The 24,258-nt window shown below is 29.9% G+C and carries 20 protein-coding genes and 3 rRNA genes; 2 read left to right on the top strand and 21 right to left on the bottom strand.

Annotation, left to right across the window (positions count from 1 at the left end):
• The 21 genes from oppC to STURON_RS01225 form a co-directional block, all read right to left on the bottom strand.
• The gene (gene oppC, locus STURON_RS01325) at positions 1-963 is read right to left on the bottom strand and encodes an oligopeptide ABC transporter permease OppC (RefSeq protein ID WP_075048086.1); all 963 of its coding nucleotides are present in this window, start codon (positions 961-963) and stop codon (positions 1-3) included.
• 12 nt (positions 964-975) lie between these two features.
• Positions 976-2,196 (bottom strand): oligopeptide ABC transporter permease OppB, encoded by a 1,221-nt coding sequence (oppB, locus tag STURON_RS01320; RefSeq protein ID WP_075048085.1) that lies wholly within the window; start codon positions 2,194-2,196, stop codon positions 976-978.
• 214 nt (positions 2,197-2,410) lie between these two features.
• On the bottom strand, positions 2,411-3,709 hold the full coding sequence (gene ftsZ, locus STURON_RS01315; protein WP_082236218.1) for a cell division protein FtsZ: 1,299 nt from the start codon (positions 3,707-3,709) through the stop codon (positions 2,411-2,413).
• A gap of 18 nt (positions 3,710-3,727) precedes the next feature.
• Positions 3,728-5,242: a hypothetical protein gene (locus STURON_RS01310; protein WP_144416174.1), complete on the bottom strand. Its 1,515-nt coding sequence runs from the start codon at positions 5,240-5,242 to the stop codon at positions 3,728-3,730.
• Positions 5,235-6,188: a 16S rRNA (cytosine(1402)-N(4))-methyltransferase RsmH gene (gene rsmH / locus STURON_RS01305; RefSeq protein ID WP_075048083.1), complete on the bottom strand. Its 954-nt coding sequence runs from the start codon at positions 6,186-6,188 to the stop codon at positions 5,235-5,237. The genes STURON_RS01310 and rsmH overlap by 8 nt, the downstream gene beginning before the upstream one ends.
• Before the next feature lies 1 nt (position 6,189).
• Positions 6,190-6,621, bottom strand: coding sequence for a division/cell wall cluster transcriptional repressor MraZ (mraZ, locus tag STURON_RS01300; protein ID WP_075048082.1), 432 nt, complete (start codon positions 6,619-6,621; stop codon positions 6,190-6,192).
• Between the two features lie 74 nt (positions 6,622-6,695).
• Entirely contained in the window at positions 6,696-7,025 is a 330-nt protein-coding gene (locus STURON_RS01295; RefSeq protein WP_075048081.1) for a hypothetical protein, read from the bottom strand.
• A gap of 61 nt (positions 7,026-7,086) precedes the next feature.
• Complete coding sequence (gene rpmF / locus STURON_RS01290; RefSeq protein WP_075048080.1) at positions 7,087-7,263, bottom strand: 50S ribosomal protein L32; 177 nt, start codon at positions 7,261-7,263, stop codon at positions 7,087-7,089.
• 15 nt (positions 7,264-7,278) lie between these two features.
• Positions 7,279-7,767 carry a hypothetical protein gene (locus STURON_RS01285; protein ID WP_075048079.1) on the bottom strand — a complete coding sequence of 163 codons (489 nt, stop codon included), beginning with the start codon at positions 7,765-7,767 and terminating at the stop codon, positions 7,279-7,281.
• Positions 7,767-10,169 (bottom strand): phenylalanine--tRNA ligase subunit beta, encoded by a 2,403-nt coding sequence (gene pheT / locus STURON_RS01280; RefSeq protein ID WP_075048078.1) that lies wholly within the window; start codon positions 10,167-10,169, stop codon positions 7,767-7,769. Before pheT ends, STURON_RS01285 begins: the two co-directional genes overlap by 1 nt.
• 11 nt (positions 10,170-10,180) lie before the next feature.
• Positions 10,181-11,227, bottom strand: a complete 1,047-nt coding sequence (gene pheS, locus STURON_RS01275; RefSeq protein ID WP_075048077.1) for a phenylalanine--tRNA ligase subunit alpha — start codon at positions 11,225-11,227, stop codon at positions 10,181-10,183.
• A gap of 152 nt (positions 11,228-11,379) precedes the next feature.
• A 5S ribosomal RNA gene (gene rrf, locus STURON_RS01270) occupies positions 11,380-11,485 on the bottom strand.
• A gap of 114 nt (positions 11,486-11,599) precedes the next feature.
• Positions 11,600-14,511 (bottom strand): 23S ribosomal RNA (locus STURON_RS01265).
• 278 nt (positions 14,512-14,789) lie between these two features.
• Positions 14,790-16,310 (bottom strand): 16S ribosomal RNA (locus tag STURON_RS01260).
• The 16S, 23S and 5S rRNA genes sit together here, the layout of an rRNA operon.
• Before the next feature lie 271 nt (positions 16,311-16,581).
• Positions 16,582-17,901, bottom strand: coding sequence for a hypothetical protein (locus tag STURON_RS01255; RefSeq protein ID WP_075048076.1), 1,320 nt, complete (start codon positions 17,899-17,901; stop codon positions 16,582-16,584).
• 84 nt (positions 17,902-17,985) lie between these two features.
• Entirely contained in the window at positions 17,986-19,401 is a 1,416-nt protein-coding gene (locus STURON_RS01250; RefSeq protein WP_075048075.1) for an NADP-dependent glyceraldehyde-3-phosphate dehydrogenase, read from the bottom strand.
• An 11-nt stretch (positions 19,402-19,412) separates the two neighbouring features.
• On the bottom strand, positions 19,413-20,168 hold the full coding sequence (locus tag STURON_RS01245; protein ID WP_075048074.1) for a TrmH family RNA methyltransferase: 756 nt from the start codon (positions 20,166-20,168) through the stop codon (positions 19,413-19,415).
• Positions 20,168-21,226 (bottom strand): hypothetical protein, encoded by a 1,059-nt coding sequence (locus tag STURON_RS01240; protein WP_075048073.1) that lies wholly within the window; start codon positions 21,224-21,226, stop codon positions 20,168-20,170. The genes STURON_RS01245 and STURON_RS01240 overlap by 1 nt, the downstream gene beginning before the upstream one ends.
• 19 nt (positions 21,227-21,245) lie before the next feature.
• Complete coding sequence (locus tag STURON_RS01235) at positions 21,246-21,749, bottom strand: dUTP diphosphatase (protein ID WP_075048072.1); 504 nt, start codon at positions 21,747-21,749, stop codon at positions 21,246-21,248.
• A 53-nt stretch (positions 21,750-21,802) separates the two neighbouring features.
• Positions 21,803-23,083 carry a glucose-6-phosphate isomerase gene (locus tag STURON_RS01230; protein WP_075048071.1) on the bottom strand — a complete coding sequence of 427 codons (1,281 nt, stop codon included), beginning with the start codon at positions 23,081-23,083 and terminating at the stop codon, positions 21,803-21,805.
• A gap of 25 nt (positions 23,084-23,108) precedes the next feature.
• Positions 23,109-23,432, bottom strand: a complete 324-nt coding sequence (locus STURON_RS01225; RefSeq protein WP_075048070.1) for a S1 RNA-binding domain-containing protein — start codon at positions 23,430-23,432, stop codon at positions 23,109-23,111.
• 89 nt (positions 23,433-23,521) lie between these two features.
• On the opposite strand from STURON_RS01225, the gene STURON_RS01220 reads away from it, so the two are divergent.
• Positions 23,522-23,761, top strand: coding sequence for a NifU family protein (locus STURON_RS01220; RefSeq protein WP_236681162.1), 240 nt, complete (start codon positions 23,522-23,524; stop codon positions 23,759-23,761).
• 15 nt (positions 23,762-23,776) lie between these two features.
• Positions 23,777-24,220: a hypothetical protein gene (locus STURON_RS01215; RefSeq protein ID WP_075048069.1), complete on the top strand. Its 444-nt coding sequence runs from the start codon at positions 23,777-23,779 to the stop codon at positions 24,218-24,220.
• The last annotated feature ends 38 nt before the right edge of the window (positions 24,221-24,258 follow it).

The following is a 24,258-nucleotide window of genomic DNA, read 5'->3' as shown; positions in this document are numbered from 1 at the left end:
CTATCTATGTGTTTTAGGGTCTAGTGAATCAGCAAACACCTTACCTGCTAGAAAGAATAATAATGATATTCCACCAACAAATAAAACAGGAATTATAAGTAGATGTGGAAATACTTCTCAATCTGAACCTAATAATAATTCATTTAATATAGATCCAAGTGATGCTTGATCAAGAGTATTTGTTACAAAACCAAAATTATAATAAGCAAGTAATGAATCTAGACCAATTGCTGTTGGAATCGCAAATGTTGATGTTTGAATAATTATTGGTAAGATTTTAGGTAGAATATTTTTTTTAATGATTTTATAATTTGGTGTACCTAAAACTTTTGATGCAATGTTGTACTCTGCATTTCTGATAATTATTATTTGAACCCTTATAATACTTGCTAATGAAATTCAACTAGTTAATGAAATTGCAAATATTATTATTGGTAATGTTGATACACCACCAAATAAGAAAATTATTATTAATCATAAAATTAATGAAGGTATCAATGTCATAAATCTTGTTACCTCGATAAATGCGATGTCTAACTTTCTATAATAACCTCAAATCGAACCGATTAATATACCTAATAAAATTTGTATAGAAGCAACAATTAATGTAAATATAAGTGTTGTTCTAGTACCTATTCACATTTTTGTTCATAAGTCTTCACCGAATCTTCCAAGACCAAATATATGTTCTTTACTTGGTGCTTCTATGTTAACTGATGGTGGATTCACTGGAACTGGTTCTGCACCGATTCCTATAGTAGCTGACATTAAAATTATAATAACTAATAATATTAAAGATATTAAGAAAGTTTTAGACCTAATAACTCTGCTAAAAACTGATTTTCAATAACTATATGGTTTATTGTTTATTTTTTCTGCTTCTTCAACTTTATTTCCGACTATTTTAAATAAACTTAAATCAATGGAATTCATTTCTTCTAAGGTATATAAATTTTGAGTCATAAATTGTCCTTTCTATTTTGTTAATTTTATTCTTGGGTCCATTATTGCTAAAAATAAATCACCCAATAAACTAGAAAATACCCCTGCTGCTGCTGAAATATAAATGTAACCAAGAACAACATATGTATCTTTATTTGATACTCCATTAAGTATAAATTTACTCATACCATCAATTGATCAATGTCTTTCAACTAAAATACTTGAACCAAATAATGTTATTATAAATACTTCTGGCAAAGTTTTTACCAATCTAATACTTGCATTTCTAAAAATATGAACATAAAATACATATCTTGAACTTAAACCCTTAGAGATAGCAAATTTAGTATAATCAGATGTCATTTCATCAACAACATATCTTCTTGTATTTACCACAATAAAAGGCATTATCAATAACATTACACCTATTACTGGTCATATTTTAGTTTCAAAATTTGATCCCTCATATGTACCGTTAGCACCAAAAACATATATTGACATTTTGTATAAAAGTGAAATTAAAACTAAAGCTGGTATTGCTGTAATTATTAAACTTGTACCGTTTATAGCGCTATCTGTAGTTTTATCTTTATGTTTAGCTGCTAAAATACCAAGTGGAACCCCAAATAAATAAGATAATACTACCGCTATTGATCCAACAGCAAATGATGTTGGAATAGATTTTTTAAACGCATCAAGTACAGGTGTACCAGGAACTCCTCCTGTAGCTTTATTCATAAATGCTCCAAGATAAAACCAAACTGTAGACTTTTCTCCAACTACTTCTGTTCCCACAATTTTAGGGTCTTTAATTATTTCCTTAGGTATAAATGGTGTAATATTTCTTAAATATATAAATAATTGTTGAAATACACTCCCATAAGCACCATATAATTTTTTCTTATTATCAAGTAACCTATAATATTGTTCACTACCAAATTCAATGTTAAGTTTTTCTAAATTTACATCTGATAAATAAGCTGAATCAGTTGTAACTACGCTAAGCATTATAAATATTATTGAAATTGCAATATAAAGAGTTATAAATGCATACAAAATTCTTTTTAAAGAATAACTAATTAAAGGTGATTTACCCATGAATTCTCGTAAATTGTTTCCTTCACGTTTAAAAAAGTAAAAGAACTTCTCAAATCGGTTTTTTTTCAGAACCTTAATTTCTTCGTCTAAATTTATGTCTTCAAATATTTTTTCTACTTTATCATCAATAATGAGATCATTCTGATCTACTTTCATAGTAATTCCCTTCCTATTAATTTGTTTCTTAATAAATACTTCCCTAATGATAATTAACAAATAATTAACTTACAACCATGAGTTGTCTAAATTTAATTACTAATTATTGCATTATGTTTTTGTGCAATAATTATATCCTAAATGATAATAACAAAATAGGTTTTAAATTGCAAGGATGTGAGTCACATAAAAAAAACAAAACTATATAGTTTTGTTATCATTTTTTTCTTAAAAATGTTGGGAAATCTCCATCATCATCTTCAGTATCTTCAATTTTTTGTGCTACTTGTTTTTGTTGAATTTGTTGGTCTACTTTACCTTCTTTTCATCTTTCAACTCTAGTGTTTATTTTATTTCTATCTTCTTCATTTCTTTTTACAAATTCAGGTCTTTTATCTTCTGAATTCATAAAACTTGTTCTTTGTTCATAGGCAGTTTCAAGAGGTTCTTGAGTTGCATCTTGAACGAATTCAAAACTATCATCTGAATAATTTTCTTGAGAAGAAGTGCTTTGATTTTTAGCGGAACTAGTTATTTCTTTAGATGAACTGTTAGAACTAATTGGTTCATAACTATCATCAAAACCAGTTGCTATAACAGTAACTATTAATTCGTCACCTAAGTGTTCATTTATTGCAATACCGAATATCACATTAACATCTTCACCGCTAGCTTGTTGAACAATATCAACTGCATCATAAGCATCATTTAATGATACGTTTTTTCCACCAGTTACATTTATAATTGCATCTTTAGCACCTCTAACAGATGTTTCTAATAAAGATGAAGTTATAGCCTTATTAGCAGCTTCAATTGCTTTGTCTTCTCCTGATCCTATTCCAATTCCAAAAAGTGAATTTCCTTTACCTTTCATAACAGTTCTAACATCAGCAAAATCTAAATTAATAACTGCTGGTACTGCAATTAAATCAGTAATTGTTTGAACACCTTGTTTTAATATGTTGTCAGCTTCTCTAAAAGAATCTTTAACTGGTATTCCACCAATTATATCTAACAATCTATCATTTGAAATTGTGATAATTGAATCAACATACTTTCTAAGTTCTTCAATTCCTTTAACTGCAAAAGAGTTACGTAATTTACCTTCAAATCTAAATGGTTTTGTAACTATGGCAATCACTAATGCCCCTGTTTCCATTGCAATTTTTGCAATTTCAGGTGCCGCACCTGTTCCAGTACCTCCACCCATTCCAGCAGCAACAAAAATTAAATCTGCTCCTGACAAAGCTTCTTTTAACTCTTCTGAAGATTCAATGGCAGCTTGTTTACCTATATCTGGATTAGCTCCAGCACCTAAACCCTTAGAAATTTCTTTACCTAGAATTATTTTATTTGGAACAACACTTGCTACCAAAACTTGGGCATCTGTATTTGCAATGTAGAAATCTACACCTTGAACTTTATCCTCAACCATTCTGTTAACAGCGTTACAACCACCACCACCAACACCAATAACCTTAATTTTTGCATTTTGTCTAAAATTGTTATCTAAAGTCATAATTTCACCTTACTATCTATTCTTTTGCTTTTCATATGTGTATTCTTCACTTATTGGACCATTACCATTTTGGTAATTACTATTAAAATTGTTGATACTTTCTCAACTATGATTATTTTGCACTAATTTATTTGCATTTGGAACATAATTGTTGTTATTTTGAAAACTTTTTTGTTGATTATATTGCATTCTTTGGTTTAATAAATGGGAGTTCTTATTTATCATAACTCTTTGATTATTGTTAATAATTCTTGGATCAACAATAACTCTATTATGGCCATTTAATTGTGGGTTTACTACGTTATGATTAACTTTTGGAAAGTTGTAATCATTGAATAATATTTGTTTTTTAAATCTTCCATTACTGGTTATAATTTCGCTTGAATTTTTATTGTTTATTCTAGACAACTTAATCATACCACACATACTAGTTAGTCATATCTCACTAGCACCTGTAACTAATGAATAATAAATGCTTGAAATAACTTTATATTTACTTCTTTGCAAAATTTTTTCAAAACCTGCTATTTCAGTCATTTTTCCAACATGTATTATTCTGGCTGATTTTAAAAACTGTAATTCTTTACTAATATAATTATCAACTTTGTCAATTACATAATTTATTTCTTCTGTAACGTAGGTTTTTAAGTCACTAGGTTTTAATTCATATAATTTTTTTTCTGATGCAATATATTTTCTATAAATTACAGAGTCTTCTTTATCTTTTGATGAAAAGTCTAATAATTTAAAGATATATTTGTTTGCAACCTCAAATTTCGAATTAATTTTAGTAGCTAAATTTTGAATTATATTTTCTATTCCAAAATTTATAGATTCTTTTTTTATTAATGTTTCTTTACAAAAATAACTTATATCTATATTATTGTATCCCCAGTTAATTGTAATAAAGTTATCTTTGAATGTCCTATCATCATTTATTTGTCTTGCAATAGTATAAACGTCAAATGATAATGTTAATTTCTCTAAACCAGCATGTTCTAGAACACTTAAAAATGAATTATAAACTTTCTTATTAATTGTATAAACCTTAGCGTTCATTGAAACACTATTGACATTTGTTGCATTTATAGGTGGAATTGCTGATTTTATATGATTGTTTATTGAAAATAGATATGGTTTTAAGTTTATTACAATATTTCTATCATCAAAATTTATTCTTCTTGCTTGTTCATATAAATTATTTATGTGATTTACTGTTACAATGTTTTCTGTTTTATTTAATAAAATATTAGCAACAGCATCTTTAATCAATAAAGTATTAGATGGGAAAACGATACAAATTCTTTGAAGTTTAGAATTAAAACTAACATTATAATTTGAGACAAATTTTTTTAATCTTGTTGAAACTCTGAAAACATCAATTATTTCATCTTCATCTGTTAATCATTTACCTTTGATTCTCTCTTTGCAAATTACCTTGAGTCCAGTATTATCTCTAAATACACCAACTGCAAACTTTAACTCTGTTTTAGTTACTTCAAATACAGCATAAACTTCTTTAAACATTTTCATCACCCACTTTCTTTATTGCTCATAATTTTGCACTATGACTTCTATTATTAAATTCTAATTCAGATAATGACGGTTTTATTGGTCTTTTTGTTAAAACTTCAAAATTTTTATTTAATTTTATATTAATTGGTAATTTATTATAAAACTTTTCGTCTTTATTAAAGGTTAATTTATGAAATATTTCTTTAACTATTTTTTCTTCTAATGAATGGAATGTAATTATTGCCAATACTGCATTTTTATCAAGTATATCAACAGCTTGATATAACGATTTTTCAAGGCATTCTATTTCATTATTAACTTGAATCCTTAATGCTTGAAATGTTTTTTTTGCCGGATGTTTTTTTTGCTTTAAAAATTTTTGTGGTATTGATGATTTGATTATTTCTACCAATTGAAAAGTGGTTTTTATTTCTTTTTTTTCACGATACAAACAAATATTTTTTGCAATTTTATTAGCAAATTTTTCATCTCCATATTTAAAAAATATTCTTGATAATTCACTTTCACTTAAAGAATTAACTAAATCTTTTGCAGTTATTTTTGTATTTATATTATCCATTCTCATATCAAGTTCTGAATCAAACCTATAACTAAAACCTCTTTCAGCATCATCTAAATGAGGACTTGATACACCTAAATCATACAAAATGCCATTTACTTTAGTAATACCCTCTAAATACAATAAACTTTTTATATTTATAAAATTTCCCTTTAAAATAGTAAAATTACTTGAAATTAATTCAAGCATATTTTTTGAATATTTAATTGCTTCATCATCTTGGTCAATCGAATATAAATGACCTTTTTTTAAACATTTTAAAATTTCTGTACTATGGCCCCCACGACCTAAAGTACAATCCACATAAGTTCCGTTTTCTTGAATATTAAGAATTTTAATTGATTCTTTAAGTAAAACAGAAATATGTTTATTTTCCATGTTAATTTACTCCGCCCAATTTTTCGGCTGCTTCTACAAGCTCTATTTTAGCCTTCTTGTCATAATCTAAAAATTTATCTTTATCTCATACTTCGATTCATTCACCAGCCCCAGTGATTTGAACCATTTTTGTAATACCTACTTCTTCAAGCAAATTGGCTGGAAGTTTTATTCTTCCTGAACCATCAATTTGAACCTCATCAGTGTTTGAAAAAATAGATCTTATTACTGTACGAGCAGATGAGAGAAGTGTATTTTGTGATTGTAAGTTTTTATAAAACTCAGTAAAGTTTTCTGGAGTTCTGATTTCAAGACATTGACCATCAATACTTCTTGTTACATAAACAACCGCCCCCAGTTTATTACGTAACTTTGAAGGAATGGTTAATCTTAATTTATTATCTAAATTATGTTCAAAACTTCCAAAAAGCATACTTTTGCCCCACTTTCTCCCACACAATATATATTATATACCACTTTATAGTTATTTCAAGGGAAATTGATATTTTAGTGTATTACTTTTGATTCATAATTAGATATTGAGTTATCGATTTTATTGTTTAAATTTATATAACTAGCGACAATTGATCTAATTTGTCTTTCTTTAAACTTTTTATTGTTATTACTTAAATAGTTTTTTAAAAAGATTGTGTAATAGAATTTAAATGATCTTGCTAATAATAATGCATTAAATGGATGTAGATCTTCAAGTAGTTCTTCAAAAGATTCTATATTATAAATAAAACTATTGGTTTTGATGTCAACATCTTTTAAGCACTGTTCAATTGTTAACGGTATAATAAGTAAGTATAAATCATTAAAAAATGCATATCTCATTTTGCACCTCCTTTAATAAATCGGCTAAAAATAAAAAAAACTTGCTATTAAATTGCAAGTTTTAATCTACTTTTTTAACTTCTTTATTTTTATAATAACCACATTCACGACAAACTCTATGTGGTCTTATCATACTTCCACAATTTGTACATGAAATTATAGCAGAGCTTACTAAAGCTAAATGACTTCTTCTTTTGTTTTTAGCAGCTTTACTGGTCTTTCTAAATGGTACAGCCATACTTTCACCTCCAAGTTAAAATTTAAAATCTTTTAATTTGTCTCACCTATCATCGGTTTTATTTTCTAGTTCATCTTCATACTCTTCTTCAGATAATAAAACGCAATTGTTGCCAACATAAGAAATTTTACCATAATTATTTGTTAAATTAATAGGAATATTTAAAACAATTTGTTCAATTGCATATTCTTTAAAGTCAAAACTATCACCTAAAACAACATTGTATTGATCACTATTTTTAATGTCAAAACAATATTCATCATTTCAATCAACTTCATTATTTTTAATTAAAATTTCGTTTCCGTCTCTAGAGTCAATTGCTAAAATATCGGATATAATTTTGGCCTCTATATTCAATATATTTGATGTTGTATCAAAATATGCGTTCCCTACAACTTTAATATTTAATATTTTTTTAATTAAATCATTATTAGAAATTAAAACTTCTTCATAAAACTCATTTAATTTTATAGTTCCTTTATTATAAAAGTCTTTTTTTAACATTATTTAACCTCAATATTTTCTTTTTTAAGATTGTTTAAAACTGAATTAAAACTAGAATTAATATCATCTTCTTTTAATTGTTTTTCATTTGAGTTAAATTTTAAATTTATTGTAATTGATCTTTGATTATTTTTTATTAAATTTTCGTCTTCATATACATCAACTAAACTTAGTTTTGTTAAATACTTAATGTCATTAATCACTTTTTTAATAATATCTAAATACTTTATTGTATTATTTAATATAAAAGTTATGTCTCTTGAAGAAGATTGAAACTTACTAATTTCTTTTATTACAACTTTTGACTCTTTAAGTTCTTCTAATTTAGTTATGTTTAATTCACAAACAAATGTTGGTTCTAATTTTAGTGATTGTTCATAACGTGGGTTTAATTTATATAGAAAACCTAGTAACTCGTTATTATATATAACTTTAAAGCTTATGTAAGGATGCATTTCTGTAATTAAATTATCTAATTCAACATATTCAATTTTGTTTGTATTTAAATTGTAACTTTTGAACACTTGTTGAACTATACCTTTTAAATAATAAAATGAAGATTTAGCAATGAAATTATGAAATTTATCTTTATATTGGTTACCAGAAATAAGAATACTTAATCTTTGTTCTCTTATATTTTTTAAATTATAAATATCTGCATATTCATATATTTTAAGATCTTTATTACCTCTTGATGCATTAAAACTAGCTACATCAATAATTGATCAAGATAAGTTAGTTCTAAAGGTATCTTTAAACTTACTTAATGGTGACAATAATTTAATTGGGTCATTTATTTTAAATAAATTTCATTTATCATTCATATCTGATGAAATTAATGAATAAGTTTTAATATTGTTAAAACCTTGACCATATAAAAATGATTCAACTTGGTTTTTTATTCTATTATTTAAGTCTTTTTTACTTGGACTTGATATTATATTTGGTGCAATTGGTTTTATTTTATCATAACCATATAGCCTTGCGACTTCTTCGCAAATATCTGCTTTATTACTTATATAAGTTCTTTTTGGATCAACTTCAAAAACAAGAACATCTTCTTCAACGTTTATTTTAAAGTCAAGTGTTCTAAACAGGTCTTTTATATCTTTAATTGTTAAATTAACACCTAATAAATTATTTATAAAATTTAAAGGAACTTTAATAATATTTGGTTTAGTATCATATTTGATAATTTCTATTGGTCCAGATGTACTATTATATATCTTATATCTATCTAACATAAAAATTAGTCTTTTTAAGGCATCCATGCAAAGATTAGGCGATAAAGGTTTTGTATATCTTTGAAACTCAACATTATTTAAATTAAAAGCTTTTTGTTGATTTCTCATAAATATAGTATCAAACCAACCAATAATAACTAATAGACTTTTAGTTTTATCATTTGGTTTATAATCTTCAACAATATTTTTTCCTATTTTGCTCACTTCTTCATTATTAGAATTAATTTGAATTATTTCTTTATCATCTATTTTCACTTTAACAAATTCAATTTTATCAATTTTATCAGCATCCAAAATTATAACTGGTTGGCCGGTTTCTAAGGCTATAATTTGTGATATTCTATCAAAAAAGTTATTTGTTTTTTTGATTCCATTAAATTTTAATCACATATCATCAGTCGAATAAATTTGGTTGGTAAATTTATCGACAGTTATTATATCTTTTAAGTTAATAATTGAATATGTAAGTGATTTTATAACTTTTTCTAAACCTTTATCGATTTTAAATTCAATCTTTTTAAATGAGTTATCAACTTTAATTTCAAAACCTTTAAAATAATCAACAATTTCTTTATCAAAATAATTTGCAATTTCTTTTAAAACCTGAAAAGCTGCTAATGCATCACTTCTATTTAAAGTTAAATCAAATTCTCAAACTGAGTCTAAGAAACCGATTCTTTCTAGAGCAGTTTCTGATCCAATTGATTTGTAAGTTTCTTCCTTAGTTATAATTTGATAAATTCCTTCTAATTCTTCTTCGTTTTGAACATTTTTGTCAAGACCAATCTCTTCAAGAGAACAAATCATCCCTTCAGAAACTTTACCTTTTATTTCTTTTTTAGTAAGTGTTTGACCAGTAGAAATAGTTTTGCCTGGTTCTGCTCATATTACATAGTCGCCTTCTTTAATATTGTGTGCACCACAAACTACAGGAATAACTAGATCTTCTCCACTATCAATAAAACAAAAATTTAAACTTGTGCCTTCAATAGGAGCAACATTGCCAACATGAACAATCTTTAGTCTATCATTTAAATCAGAATAATTTTTATATGATTCTACTTCAAACCCTAAACTATTAAGAGCGGTTGTTATTTCCTCATCTTTAACACCAACTAAATCAATAAATTTGCTAATTCATCTTCTTGTAATATACATTTTTACCTCACCTAATCTCCAAAAAAAGTAAATTGTTCTAAGAATCTTATATCGTTTTCATATAAATCTCGAATATTTTTTAAATTATATTTTAACATTGCAATTCTTTCAATACCAACACCAAATGCTAAACCAGTTATTTTGTCTGGGTCTAATCCATTAAGCATTAATACTTCTGGATTTATCATTCCAGAACCAAGTATTTCAATATAACCAGTGTTTTTACATATAGAGCACCCTTTTCCTTTACAACTGATACATTCTACATCAACCTCAGCAGAAGGCTCGGTAAATGGAAAAAAACTTGGTCTAAGTCTAATTTTAGTGTCTTCTGAGAATAATCTTTTACACATGTGTTGCAACAATCATTTTAGATTTGCAAAACTAATAGTTTTTCCGATTGCAAATACATCCATTTGCATAAATTGATGAGAATGAGTAGCATCATCGTCATCTCTTCTATAAACATTACCATAACTTAAGACAGCCATATTTTCAATTTTATTTTCAGCGCAGAAAGTTAGCATTCTTGAAGTTACGTTTGTAGCATGCGTACGTAATAAGCTTTTATTATCTACATAAAATGTATCTTGCATATCTCTTGCAGGGTGTCCAACAGGTATATTTAATTTCTGAAAACAATATTCATCTGTTTCAAACTCTAAACCACTTACAATTTTATACCCTAATTCTTTGAATATTTCACAAACTTCATTAACAACTAAATTAAGTGGATGAACTGAACCTTTTTTGAAACTTATACCTGGTAATGATTGATCAATTATTTCAGTTTTTAACTGATTTTTTAACGTTTCACTTTCATAAACAGACTCAATATCATTTATCATTTTTATCATTAAATTTTTGGCTTCATTAGACTTTTGACCAACTAATTTTTTTTCTTCATTAGAAGAACTACGAATATTTCTAAGAACATCATTCATTTCAGAGTCTTTACCTAAAAACTCTTTTTTAATTAACTCTAATTCTTCCTTATTTTGAACTTCATCAATTCTTTTTTTAAATCTTTCTAAAATTATTTCTATATTTTTTACCATATTATCCACCTTTAAAACCTATAATAAATATATTATATAATTATTAGTTTAATTATTACTACATACTTATTGTTTTTAATTAAACAATTATGAAAGAAATTTAAGATAAAAAAAAACCATACTAATAGTATGGATAAAAAATATTTTTTTTAAACTGGCAACTTCCTATTTTCGCATTATACTATCGTCGGCGTAACTGATCTTAACTTCTGTGTTCGGTATGGGAACAGGTGTGACCTCAGCACCATAATCACCAGATCTTTTTAAATTTTTTTGTTGAGAGAAGTTATTTAAAAAATAACTAAATCATTCTCTCAAAACTGAGTATTAGATGTTATATATATCTATAAAGCAATTGTTTATAAGATTTATTCTTTGAAAGTCCTCGATCTATTAGTATTGGTAAGCTTAACACGTCACCGTGCTTACACACCCAACCTATCAACCATGTGGTCTACATGGGATCTTACTTCTTAAAGAATGGGAAAATTCATCTTAAAGGAGGCTTCTCGCTTAGATGCCTTCAGCGATTATCCTTTCCGCACATAGCTACCCTGCTATGCCACTGGCGTGACAACAGGAGCACCAGAGGTGCGTCCATTCCGGTCCTCTCGTACTAGGAACAGCTCTCTTCAATTTTCCTACGCCCACAACAGATAGGGACCAAACTGTCTCACGACGTTCTGAACCCAGCTCACGTACCGCTTTAATGGGCGAACAGCCCAACCCTTGGAACCGACTACAGCTCCAGGATGCGATGAGCCGACATCGAGGTGCCAAACCTCCCCGTCGATGTGAACTCTTGGGGGAGATTAGCCTGTTATCCCCGGGGTAACTTTTATCCGTTGAGCGACGGCCCTTCCACACGGGACCGCCGGATCACTAAGTCCTGCTTTCGCATCTGTTCGACTTGTAAGTCTCGCAGTTAAGCACCCTTATACCTTTGCGCTCTGCGTACGATTTCCAACCGTACTGAGGGTACCTTTGAGCGCCTCCGTTACTCTTTAGGAGGCGACCGCCCCAGTCAAACTACCCACCAAACACTGTCCCTGACCTGGATAACAGGTCTAGGTTAGAATCTCAATATAACAAGGGTGGTATTCCAAGGATGACTCCACAGCCACTGGCGTGACTGCTTCAATGTCTCCCACCTATCCTCTACATGTTACACCAAAATTCAATATTAAGTTATAGTAAAGCTCCACGGGGTCTTTCCGTCTAGTTGCGGGTAACCAGCATCTTCACTGGTACTAAAATTTCACCGAGTCTATAGCCGAGACAGCGAAGGGATCATTACACCTTTCGTGCGGGTCAGAACTTACCTGACAAGGAATTTCGCTACCTTAGGACCGTTATAGTTACGGCCGCCGTTCACCGGGGCTTCAATTCAATGCTTCACCGAAGCTAACATCTCCTCTTAACCTTCCGGCACTGGGCAGGTGTCACCCCCTATACTTCGTCTTGCGACTTTGCAGAGAGCTGTGTTTTTGCTAAACAGTTGCCCCTCCCTTTTCACTGCGGCTCACTAAAAGTGAGCACCCCTTCTCGCTAACTTACGGGGTCATTTTGCAGAGTTCCTTAGCTATAGTTATCTCGCTTGCCTTAGGATTCTCTCCTTGACCACGTGTGTTCGTTATCGGTACAGGCACCTAATAAATTAACGCTAGAAGCTTTTCTTGGAAGCGTGGAGTCATGGACTTCGCTACTTGCCGAAGCGTTCACTCCCCATCATACTTCAAGGTTATAGCACGCGGATTTGCCTACGTACACCTCTTTGTATTTAGACCAGCATAACCAACAGCTGGCATCCACTATCCTTCTCCGTCACTCCATCACTTTATTAGGTGGTACAGGAATATCAACCTGTTGTCCATCGACTACGCCTTTCGGCCTCGCCTTAGGTCCTGACTAACCCTGGGTGGACGAACCTTGCCCAGGAAACCTTGGTCAAACGGCATGGGAGATTCTCACTCCCAAACGTTACTCATGCCGGCATAATCACTTCTAATCATTCCACTAATCCTCACGGTTTAACTTCATCACGATTAGAACGCTCCCCTACCACTTACATTACTGTAAATCCAAAACTTCGGTACTATGCTTAAGCCCCGGTACATTTTCGGCGCAGAAGCACTCGACTAGTGAGCTGTTACGCACTCTTTAAATGATGGCTGCTTCTAAGCCAACATACTAGCTGTTTGTGCACTTCCACATCCTTACACACTTAGCATAAATTTAGGGACCTTAGTTGTTGATCTGGGCTGTTTCCCTCACGAGCATGGACCTTATCACCCATGTTCTGACTGCCGAGTATGAAATTATGGCATTCGTAGTTTAATTGTAATCAGTACCCCTAGGTGGGGCCATCATACATTCAGAGCTCTACCTCCATAATCCTAAACCTCGACGCTAGCCTTAAAGCTATATCGGGGAGAACTAGCTATCTCCAGGTTCGATTGGAATTTCACCCCTAGCCACAAGTCATCCGCGGTCATTTCAACGAACGTCGGTTCGGTCCTCCATTAGGTTTTACCCTAACTTCAACCTGCTCATGGCTAGATCACCTGGTTTCGTGTCTACGACATCATACTAAACGCCCTATTAAGGCTCGCTTTCACTGCGGCTCCGTGGATTCCACTTAACCTTGCATGATATCGTAACTCGCCGGCTCTTTCTACAAAAAGCACGCCATTACCCATTAACGGGCTCTGACTTCTTGTAAGCATATGGTTTCAGGTACTATTTCACTCCCCTCACGGGGTACTTTTCACCTTTCCCTCACGGTACTGGTTCACTATCGGTAAAATGGTAGTATTTAGGCTTACCCAGTGGTCTGGGTAGATTCCGACAGGGTTTCACGTGCCCCGCCGTACTCAGGATACTCTCTCGAGATTAGTGCATTTCGCATACGTGGGTATCACACTCTATGCCACTGTTTCCCAACAGTTTCTGCTATACACTAATTTTGTAACTCTAACAAGAGTCCTACAACCCCGGCCCGTAGACCGGTTTGGCCTGTTCCGCTTTCGCTCGCCGCTACTGACAGAATCACATTCGTTTTCTTTTCCTCTAGGTACTAAGATGTTTCAGTTCCCTAGGTTCCCTTCAATAACCTATGTATTCAGTTAAAGATGTTATGAGATTAATCATAACGGGTTTCCCCATTCGGACATCGACGGATCAAAACTTACTTCCAGTTCCCCGTCGCTTTTCGCAGGTAGTCACGTCCTTCATCGGCTCCATTTTCCAAGGCATTCACCATATGCCCTTACTATACTTTCTAAAGAAAAACCTTATTGCAAATATAGATAATCTATATAAAATTTGAAATTTTAGTTTTCTACTTAGTTAACATTTAAGTTACTATTACGTTTATAAATAAACGCAAGAAAATAAAATTGTCTAATTCATCTAATATTCAGTTTTCAAAGAACGATTTTTTTATCAGACATTGTAGATTTAACAAAAACAATCTCTGAAAACTAGATAGAACTAAGATATAAACCAAAAGCTGTTTTATCGTTCACTCAGCTTTTTTATTTAACTATGATTAACTCCATAGAAAGGAGGTGATCCATCCGCACGTTCCCGTACGGATACCTTGTTACGACTTCACCCTAATCGCTAATCCTACCTTGGTACGCTCTCTCCTTACGGTTAAGATACGTGCTTCTGGTATTACCAACTCTCATGGTGTGACGGGCGGTGTGTACAAGACCCGAGAACGTATTCACCGCGACGTTGCTGATTCGCGATTACTAGTGATTCCGGCTTCATGAAGTCGAGTTGCAGACTTCAATCCGAACTGAGACTGACTTTTTGAGATTAGCTCCCCCTCACAGGATTGCGACTCTTTGTATCAGCCATTGTAGCACGTGTGTAGCCCAGGACATAAGGGGCATGATGATTTGACGTCATCCCCACCTTCCTCTAGCTTACACTAGCAGTCTCGTTAAAGTGCTCAACTTAATGTTAGTAACTAACGATAGGGGTTGCGCTCGTTGCGGGACTTAACCCAACACCTCACGGCACGAGCTGACGACAACCATGCACCACCTGTCTCAATGTTGGCCTCCACTACATCTCTGTAGTTTTGCACTGGATGTCAAGCCCTGGTAAGGTTCTTCGCGTTGCTTCGAATTAAACCACATGCTCCACCACTTGTGCGGGTCCCCGTCAATTCCTTTGAGTTTCACTCTTGCGAGCATACTACTCAGGCGGAGTACTTAATGCGTTAGCTGCAGCACCGACAAATTGCCGACACTTAGTACTCAACGTTTACGGCGTGGACTACTAGGGTATCTAATCCTATTTGCTCCCCACGCTTTCGTGCCTCAGTGTCAATCACAGGCCAGTAGACCGCCTTCGCCACTGGTGTTCCTCCATATATCTACGCATTCCACCGCTACACATGGAATTCCATCTACCTCTCCTGTATTCTAGTTAGCCAGTTTTCAAGGCGGACCAGGGTTGAGCCCTGGGATTTAACCTCAAACTTAACTAACCACCTACGCACCCTATACGCCCAATAAATCCGGATAACGCTTGCCACCTATGTATTACCGCGGCTGCTGGCACATAGTTAGCCGTGGCTTTCTGGTAAGGTACCGTCAAACTAAAAGCATTTCCTCTTCTAGCATTTCTTCCCTTACAACAGAGTTTTACAATCCGAAGACCTTCATCACTCACGCGGCATTGCTTCATCAGGCTTTCGCCCATTGTGAAAAATTCCCTACTGCTGCCTCCCGTAGGAGTCTGGGCCGTATCTCAGTCCCAATGTGGCCGATCAACCTCTCAGTTCGGCTACGTATCATCGCCTAGGTAGGCCATTACCCCACCTACAAGCTAATACGCCGCATCCTCATCTCTTAGCGATCCAAACGGATCTTTCAACACCTTCTGATGCCATAATGGTGTCATATGCGGTATTAGCAGTCGTTTCCAACTGTTATCCCCCACTAAGAGGTAGATTAGATACGTGTTACTCACCCGTTCGCCACTGGGTGCAAGCACCCCGTTCGACTTGCATGTATTAGGCATGCCGCCAGCGTTCATCCTGAGCCAGGATCAAACTCTCATTAAAAAAATGTGAAAATTTTGATTCATGGCTTATATCTCTTTTTTTTTGTTGTATTTACTCAAATAATTGAACAATTAATTGTACAAATAATTGGTTGTTCTATCTAGTTTTCAAAGATCGTTTTCGTCACTTGAACAATGACAATTAAGAGAATATCACCTTTATTTTCACAAATCAATAGTTTTTTTAAAAAAGTTTTATTTTTTTTTATTTTTTTTACTTTTTTCTCTTTTTTAGCAGAAAATATAAAAAAATAACTCTTATAAGTTACTTTTTAATCATCTCAGTCAATTGTAGAAACACTTTTCTGTTCATCATTTAAGTTTTCAACACTATTAAGTGGGTCTAAAATTTTATTTTTTTCTAGATTGTTATCCTTTTTTTCAAAGTTTTCATTTTTATAAACATCTGAAGCTTGTTTTTTTAATGCATCTCATATTCTGTCAGAGTCACCCAAAAATATTTTTCCTTGATAATTTTGATCATAAACAGGTTTTTTTCTATTTTCTTTGTTTGAAGAACTTAAGTTTTTTACAATATTACCTATTGGGCCTTCAAACTTACCACTCTTAACTGAAGAAAACCTTCTTGGTACAATAGTTTGTTTATAAGGATCTATTGGTCCTTTATATTCTGCCTCTTTATTAGGTTGCATTGATGCCTTAGAGGCACTCTGAGTATCATTGTTTTTGATTTTATTATTATTACTTGAGTTTGATAAAATGGCCCCATTATTCACTATAGGACTTCTTACAAATGTTGTTGGATTTATATCATTATTATCTAAAATTTGTTCCCTATTAAAATCATCAATTGTATTTTCATCAAGATATTCACTGATATCTTCATCAACAGATGAATCATTATTATTATGTTCTTCTAAATTAATATTTTGTTCAACTTCTTCATCATTTGGTAAAACATTATTGTGTAAATTATGCTTTAATTCAGAGAGTTTATCAGAAATATTAAAAGTTTCTTCATTTGGTGTTGATGTAAAGCTTTCTTCAACCAAATTTGGTTTTTCTTCATTTGAAACATTAAAAGCAGTTTCGTTGTAAACCTCATCGTTAGACTCTTCAATAGAGTTTTGAGATACTGGTTCACTCTGAATGCTTGGACTTCTTTTAATAACTCTTTTTGGTTTTTTATTTAAAACTATTGAATAAACTAAAAATAATATAAAACAAGTTAATGATAATGCAGAACCAAGAGCTAAAAGCGAATAATTTAAAAGTATTGATATATTAATATATGCAAATGAAAGTTCATCAAGTTGTAAATATAATAATATTAAAAAGTATGCTGATGATATTAATAAAAATAATGCTAAAAAAGACTTTATAAAACTAATTACTTTAAGTTCTTTTGTTAATAATGAAAAGAATCAAAAAACTAGATTAACTAAAATTGCAATAATCACTAATGATTGAGAAATTAAAAATGAATTGTCTACATAATTATCTTCTGTAAACATTATAAAATTAACACTTAAGTCAGAAGAAATGTTTATTAAAAAAATAAAAGTACCAACAAAAGTAGATATTATTGCTATTGGTAAAAATATATTAAATATTAGTTTTATTTTATTCATTACTTAACCCCATTCAGTAAACCCATATTACATATTAACTTAATAATATAACAAAATAGTATATAAAATCAAGTATTTACACTTTTAGTAGTTAATTACTATGCCATGATATCTTGTCATACTTAATAATGATTCTCTAACTCCTTGAACACCTTGTCCTGAGTTTTTTATACCTAAAAATGGGAAACAATCAGGTCCTCTTTGAGATTTAGAATTTATATTTACAGTACCGGTTTTAATTCTTTTAGCAACTTGTAGGGCATTATTTATATCCGCACAAAATATGCTTGCTTGCAAACCAAACTCAGATTCATTTGCTACTCTTATCATTTCTTCAATATTGTCAATTCTAATAATCGGTAGTATTGGTCCAAACGGTTCTTCTCAGGCAACTCTCATTTCTAAAGTTACATTATCAATTAAAGTAGGATAAATTAGATTTTTAATGTATTTATCACCAGTCAATATAGTAGCTTTTTTTAATTTAGCATCTTCAACTAATCCTTTTATAAAGTCAGCAGACTTTTGATCTATAACTGGTGTTATATCTTTATTTTCATAAGGTGATCCAATTGTTAATTTATTTACTTTATCTATAAGAAGTGGAACAAGTTTGTCTGCAATTTTATTAGTTGTAATTACTCTTTTAATAGCGGTACATCTTTGACCTGAATATCCAAAAGCACCGTCAATAATATTTTTAGAATAACTTTCTAAGTTATTATCGTCTAAAACTAAAGCAGGATCTTTTCCACCAAGTTCTAAAACAATATCTTTGCTACTACCTTTTTCCTTTATGTTATTACCTATTGAAACACTCCCAGTAAATGAAATCATGTCAATTTCCTTGTTCATTGTAATTAAATCACCAATTTCTCTACCTCTTCCGGTTACAACATTAAATATTCCTTTTGGAAAATTTGCTTCAATAGATAATTTTCCTAATAAAGAACCTACTAAACTACCTGCAGTTGCAGGTTTAAATACTACTGTGTTACCCATTACTAATGCAGGTATAATTTTTGCTAAAGCAAGATTAAATGGGTAATTAAAAGGTGATATTGCAAGAACAACACCTTTAGCTACTCTTGAAAAAATACCAAGTTTATTTTTTGCACCCATTCCTTCACCAGTTAGCGCTAGAGGGTCCATTCTTTTAGCCTCTTCAAATGTATATTCAATTAATTCAATTGTTCTATCAATTTCTGATAATGAATCCTTTAAACTTTTAGCAATTTCACTTGTCATAACTTCAGCTAAATTATTTTTATTTTGTATTAATAATTTTTTAAAATTATTTAATATTGAGATTCTTTTTAATAGATGAGTATTTTCTCAAGCTTCTTGGGACTTTCTTGCACTTTCAAATGCATTGTTAATATCTTTACCTTTTAATGCAGTGACTTTACCAGCAATTGAATTATCAGTTGGATTAATTATTTCTAATCATTCATTATTATCTATAAATTCACCATTAATAACCGCTTTATATTCTTTCATAATATATACCTCTATCTAGTTTTATAATAAAATAAATCTTTCATTAGAATTGACCCTGCAACTCCAACATTTAGACTTTCGACATTATTTTCCATTTTAATTATTAGATTTTTATCAAATAAAACCTCTAAACTCTTATCAATACCTTTGCCTTCATTTCCTAATATTAGTGCACAACATTTATTTACATCATAGTTAATATCATGATTTTTTTTGTTTAATGAAGTTCCGAATATAACAATATCTTTATTTTTTAAAATATTTATTGTTTCTAACAAACTTGTTGTTGTTAATAAATTTAATTCAAAATGATTTGATTGTGTTGCTCTCAAAACTTTTTCATTATAATAACTAACTGAATTATCAGTTGAAATAATATTTTTAAATCCAAAAGCAAGTGCTGAGCGTAATAATGTTCCCATATTTCCTGGGTCTTGTACACCATCTAGAATCAAAAAATTTGATTTATAATCAAAATTTTTTTGCTTTATATTGCAAATAGCAAAATAACCCTGGTGATTTACAAGAGATGAAATTTTTTTTGCCACATTATTATTAATTAAAATAATATTATCAAAATTGTCAAATTCTTTAATATATTTTTGGTTTGTTATTAATATACAATCCGTTTCTTTTAACTTAAAAGCAAGTTTTGTCATTTTTTCGCCTTCAATTAAGTATTTGGAATACTTTTTTTGGTTTCCTGCATTTTTTAAAGAAATAGCAAATTTTATAAAATCATTACTTATTGAATTTATTATTTTCATTATTCAGTAAATGCAAAACCTATTTCATATAACTTATTTTCGGGTTTCACAAAATCCTTTCCTTTATAATTTGGATTTAAAACAGGGTAACCAAAAATGTACGAAGCCTTTCTTGGTTTATCAATCATTTTTGCCTGTAAAGCAACCATTGGTGATACGAACTCACCATTTGCTCTTTTTTGTTTAACTTCAAACATTAAATCCTCATAGTCTTTTTTATTTTTATTTTTTACACATATTCTAATTTTATTTTTACTATATCAATCAATTATTTTTTTGTATTCAGTGTATGTAAATTTTTTTGGTTCTTCATCAGTTATAAATCTATTTGTTTCTTTTGATCAATCAACAACAAAGTCTTTTCAGTAAATATTTCCTGTTCTACCAGTTTTGAATAAATTTAAAGTTTTATTCAAAGTTAAATCTAAATCATCATAACCATAACCGATGAAAGCACCACCTGTTCATAAATTAGTGTATGTAATTTTTTGAGGATTAAATAATTCTTCAAAACATATTGCAACTACCCAATATCTCTTATCGACATTATTTTTATAAATTTCAAAACCAAATTTAGAATTTTTTAAAACAATACTATTTCGATTAACTTTAATAACTTTTTCCTTAAAAGTTGATTTAATTAATTCAATCTCTTGTTCTTTTAAGTGAAGTCTGTGGTCTTCTCTTAGTGTCTTTATTTTATCTTTAGTGTTTTGTTGTAATGCCCTGTTCTTAATAGAACCTCTATTTCTTAATTGATTTACAATATTAAGTTCAGATTCTGGATCTGGTAATACTAACCTACTCTCATTTTTTTCATCTTTTTCATCTTTTTGTTCTAAATTTTTTTTCAAACTATTTAGAATTCCAAGTGCTTTAGAGTTATTAAAAAATGGCTCACTTGTACTAGTATTTGTGTTAGAGTAATTAGATGAATTGTTATTAACAAAATCATTAGTTACAGGTTTTTCAACTTTTTCATCACCTAATGTCGGCATTTTGGGATCATTAGGATTTTTTGGTTTATATTGAGAAAAATCTTTTTTATTAGAGTCCATTTTTACCTCCTAACTATTACTAATAATTATTATCTTGCCTTTTAAAATTTGTTGCATTTTTTAAATTATATGAATCAAGTACGTCCTCAGTTGTATAATTTAAAATTCTTAAACAATTTAAAAAACTATTAAACATAATTTGATAATTTTTATGACTTTTAAAGTTATAAAAGTTCATAACCATATTATAAACTTCAATTGACCATTCATTTAAATCTTTATTATTGTTATTTTTATACTCAAAGTTTGAAAAATTATACATTATATCATTACCTATGCTAATTATAAAGTGTAACCCATCTACAAACTCTTCTAAAATTACACTTTTATCACTTGGTGGTTTTTTGGATCAAAATTTAAAAGCTCTACATTCATTAATAAATTCAGATAATTCAACTAGAAGAGCTACTAACTTCATATTATCAATTTCGTCATTTAGAGTTAAATTTTGACTGTTCATTATATAACTATCTAATTCTTCTTGTTTTTTGCTTAAATATAATAATTGATCTTTTTCTAACATAATTTACCTCTTAACTTAATTTTAAATAAAAAAAAGCAATAAAATTGCTTTTTTTAAAATCCTGGTTTTTTAAGTAGCTTAAACATATTTTTTTTGTATACTTCGACACCAGGTTGGTCAAATGGGTTAATTTCAAGCAAGTAACCGCTAAATGCACAAGCACGCATAAATCAATAAATTGCATAGCCAAACATTTCAGCATCCATTTTTTCAAATTCTAAAACAATATTTGGTACCATACCAGTGTTTACATGGGCTTCAATAACACCTTCAAGTGCAATGTGATTTATTTCATGAAAAGAATTGTTAGTTAAATAATTTAAACCATCAAGATCTTCTTTTACCACTGGAACATTTATGTCAAATTGTGGCTTTTTAATATCTATAACTGTTTCAAACAAAACATTTTTTGTACCATCTTGAATAAATTGTCCCAATGAATGAAGGTCAGTTGAAAAAACACAACTTGATGGCAATAAGCCTTTATTATCTTTTCCTTCAGATTCTCCAAATAGTTGTTTTCATCATTCAGTAAACATTTGCATTTGTAGTTCATAACTAACAAGAACCTCAGTCTTATAATTATATTCAACATTTAATAAATATCTTGTAATAGCATATTTATATGCACTATTATCTAGTGATTCTAAATCCTTATAAGCCTTTTGAGAACCTTTAAATAATAAATCAGTATCAATTCCAGCTACCAATAATGGAAATATTCCAACTGGTGTAAAAACAGAAAACCTACCACCAATATCATCTGGTATTGTAAATGTAGTATATCCTTCAATTGTTGCTAATTTTTTTAATGCTCCTTTTGATTTATCAGTTATAGCTACAATTCTTTTTTGGGCAATTTCTTTGCCTTTTTTTTCAACTAACTTATTTTGAAATACTCTAAAAGATATTCCTGGTTCTGTAGTTGTTCCTGATTTTGATATATTTGCAATTGCAAATTCCTTGTCATCAACATAATCTAAAACTTGTTTAATGTAGCTTGAAGAAATTGTATTACCAATATATATTAGCTCAACCTTATCTTTAGTGAATAAACCTCTAATCATATTATCTGCGGCTCTTGTACCTAAATAACTACCACCAATACCAACAACTAATAAAACTTCTATCTCATTGCGTAATTCTTCTGCTTTTTCTTTCATTAAATTATATTCTTTTTTATCAAAGTTATTTGGTCATTCATATCAACCTAAAAAATCTGAACCTTTTCCAGATTTATTAATAATTAGATTATGAATTGATTCAATTTTAGCTTTATCAAACTCTATAACTTCTTGTTCAAAATTAACATTTTTCAAATTTAACTCAATCATATAATACTCCTAATGCTTTATATATTTACTTTATACTATTTTTTAAGTTATCAAAACCATTTGTTGTTTCTTGAATTTTAGAATCATCAGACTTTAAAAGTTCAGGTCTTAATGATTTAAAACTTAGTTTAACTTGATTTTTATCTTCTAAGAAATCAATTACTTCAACTTCATATTCTTTACCTGTTTCTAAAAAGTCCGAAATACTTTTAACATAGAAATCTGAAATTTCAGAAATATGAATCAAACCTTTCATTGGTTGATCATCATCGTTAATTATTTCACAAAAAGCTCCATAATTAACAATTGCTGTTACTTTAGCAATAATTTTTTGTCCTTTTTCTACCATTTTGTTGCTCTCCTAACAATAAAATTATAAACTTAATTTATATAAATTTATTTTATAAATAAAAATTTTTTTAGATTGGGTCAATAATTTTGGAAAATAAAGAACTTGAAAAAAAAATTCTTGATATGCTAGACCAACTTAAAGTTTACATTAATCAAGACGGTGGCGATATGGAGTTTGTTGCATTTAAGAATAAAATTGTGTATATTAGATTAAAAGGTAATTGTGTTGGTTGTGGTTTAACTGATATTACCTTTAAAGAAGGTGTAGAGTCAATATTAATTGAAGAGTTTCCATATGATATTGATGGCGTAGAAATTGTATTGTAATGAAGGAGTGAACAAATGGACTTATCTGTGAAAATTGCATTAGCTTCTTGTATATTTATTGGATCAAATACTATAATTACATTTTTGACACTTGTAATTCTTCCAATATTTGTAAAAAAATATAACGATAAAAAGCAAAGAACTGATGCAGGAGAAAATGAGTTAACTGATGCATTTGATAAATATTTTTCAGATGAATATTCAAAAAATGATCTTGACTGATATATTGCAGAAGTTAGATCAATTATCTTAAAGTTTCAAATTAATCATATAAAATGTTTAAATTGTAAACGTGTTTATAAACCAGAAAATTATATGAAATACTTCTCAACTGCAAAAAAAAGATTACCTGAAGTTAATAACTTTAGCTTAAAAGCATCAAGATTATTCTGAAAAAATGAACTTACTGTTATCTATTGTAAAAAATGTGATGGTGCAGAAAAAGTTTTAGATAAATAAAAAAACTTATTATAAATAATCTGTTAGAAAAAGTTCTA

Source organism: Spiroplasma turonicum (assembly GCF_001262715.1).
GTDB lineage: Bacteria > Bacillota_I > Bacilli_A > Mycoplasmatales > Mycoplasmataceae > Spiroplasma_A > Spiroplasma_A turonicum.
The sequence above is the reverse complement of the archived record's forward strand: the minus strand, read 5'-3'. Positions and strand labels throughout refer to the sequence as shown.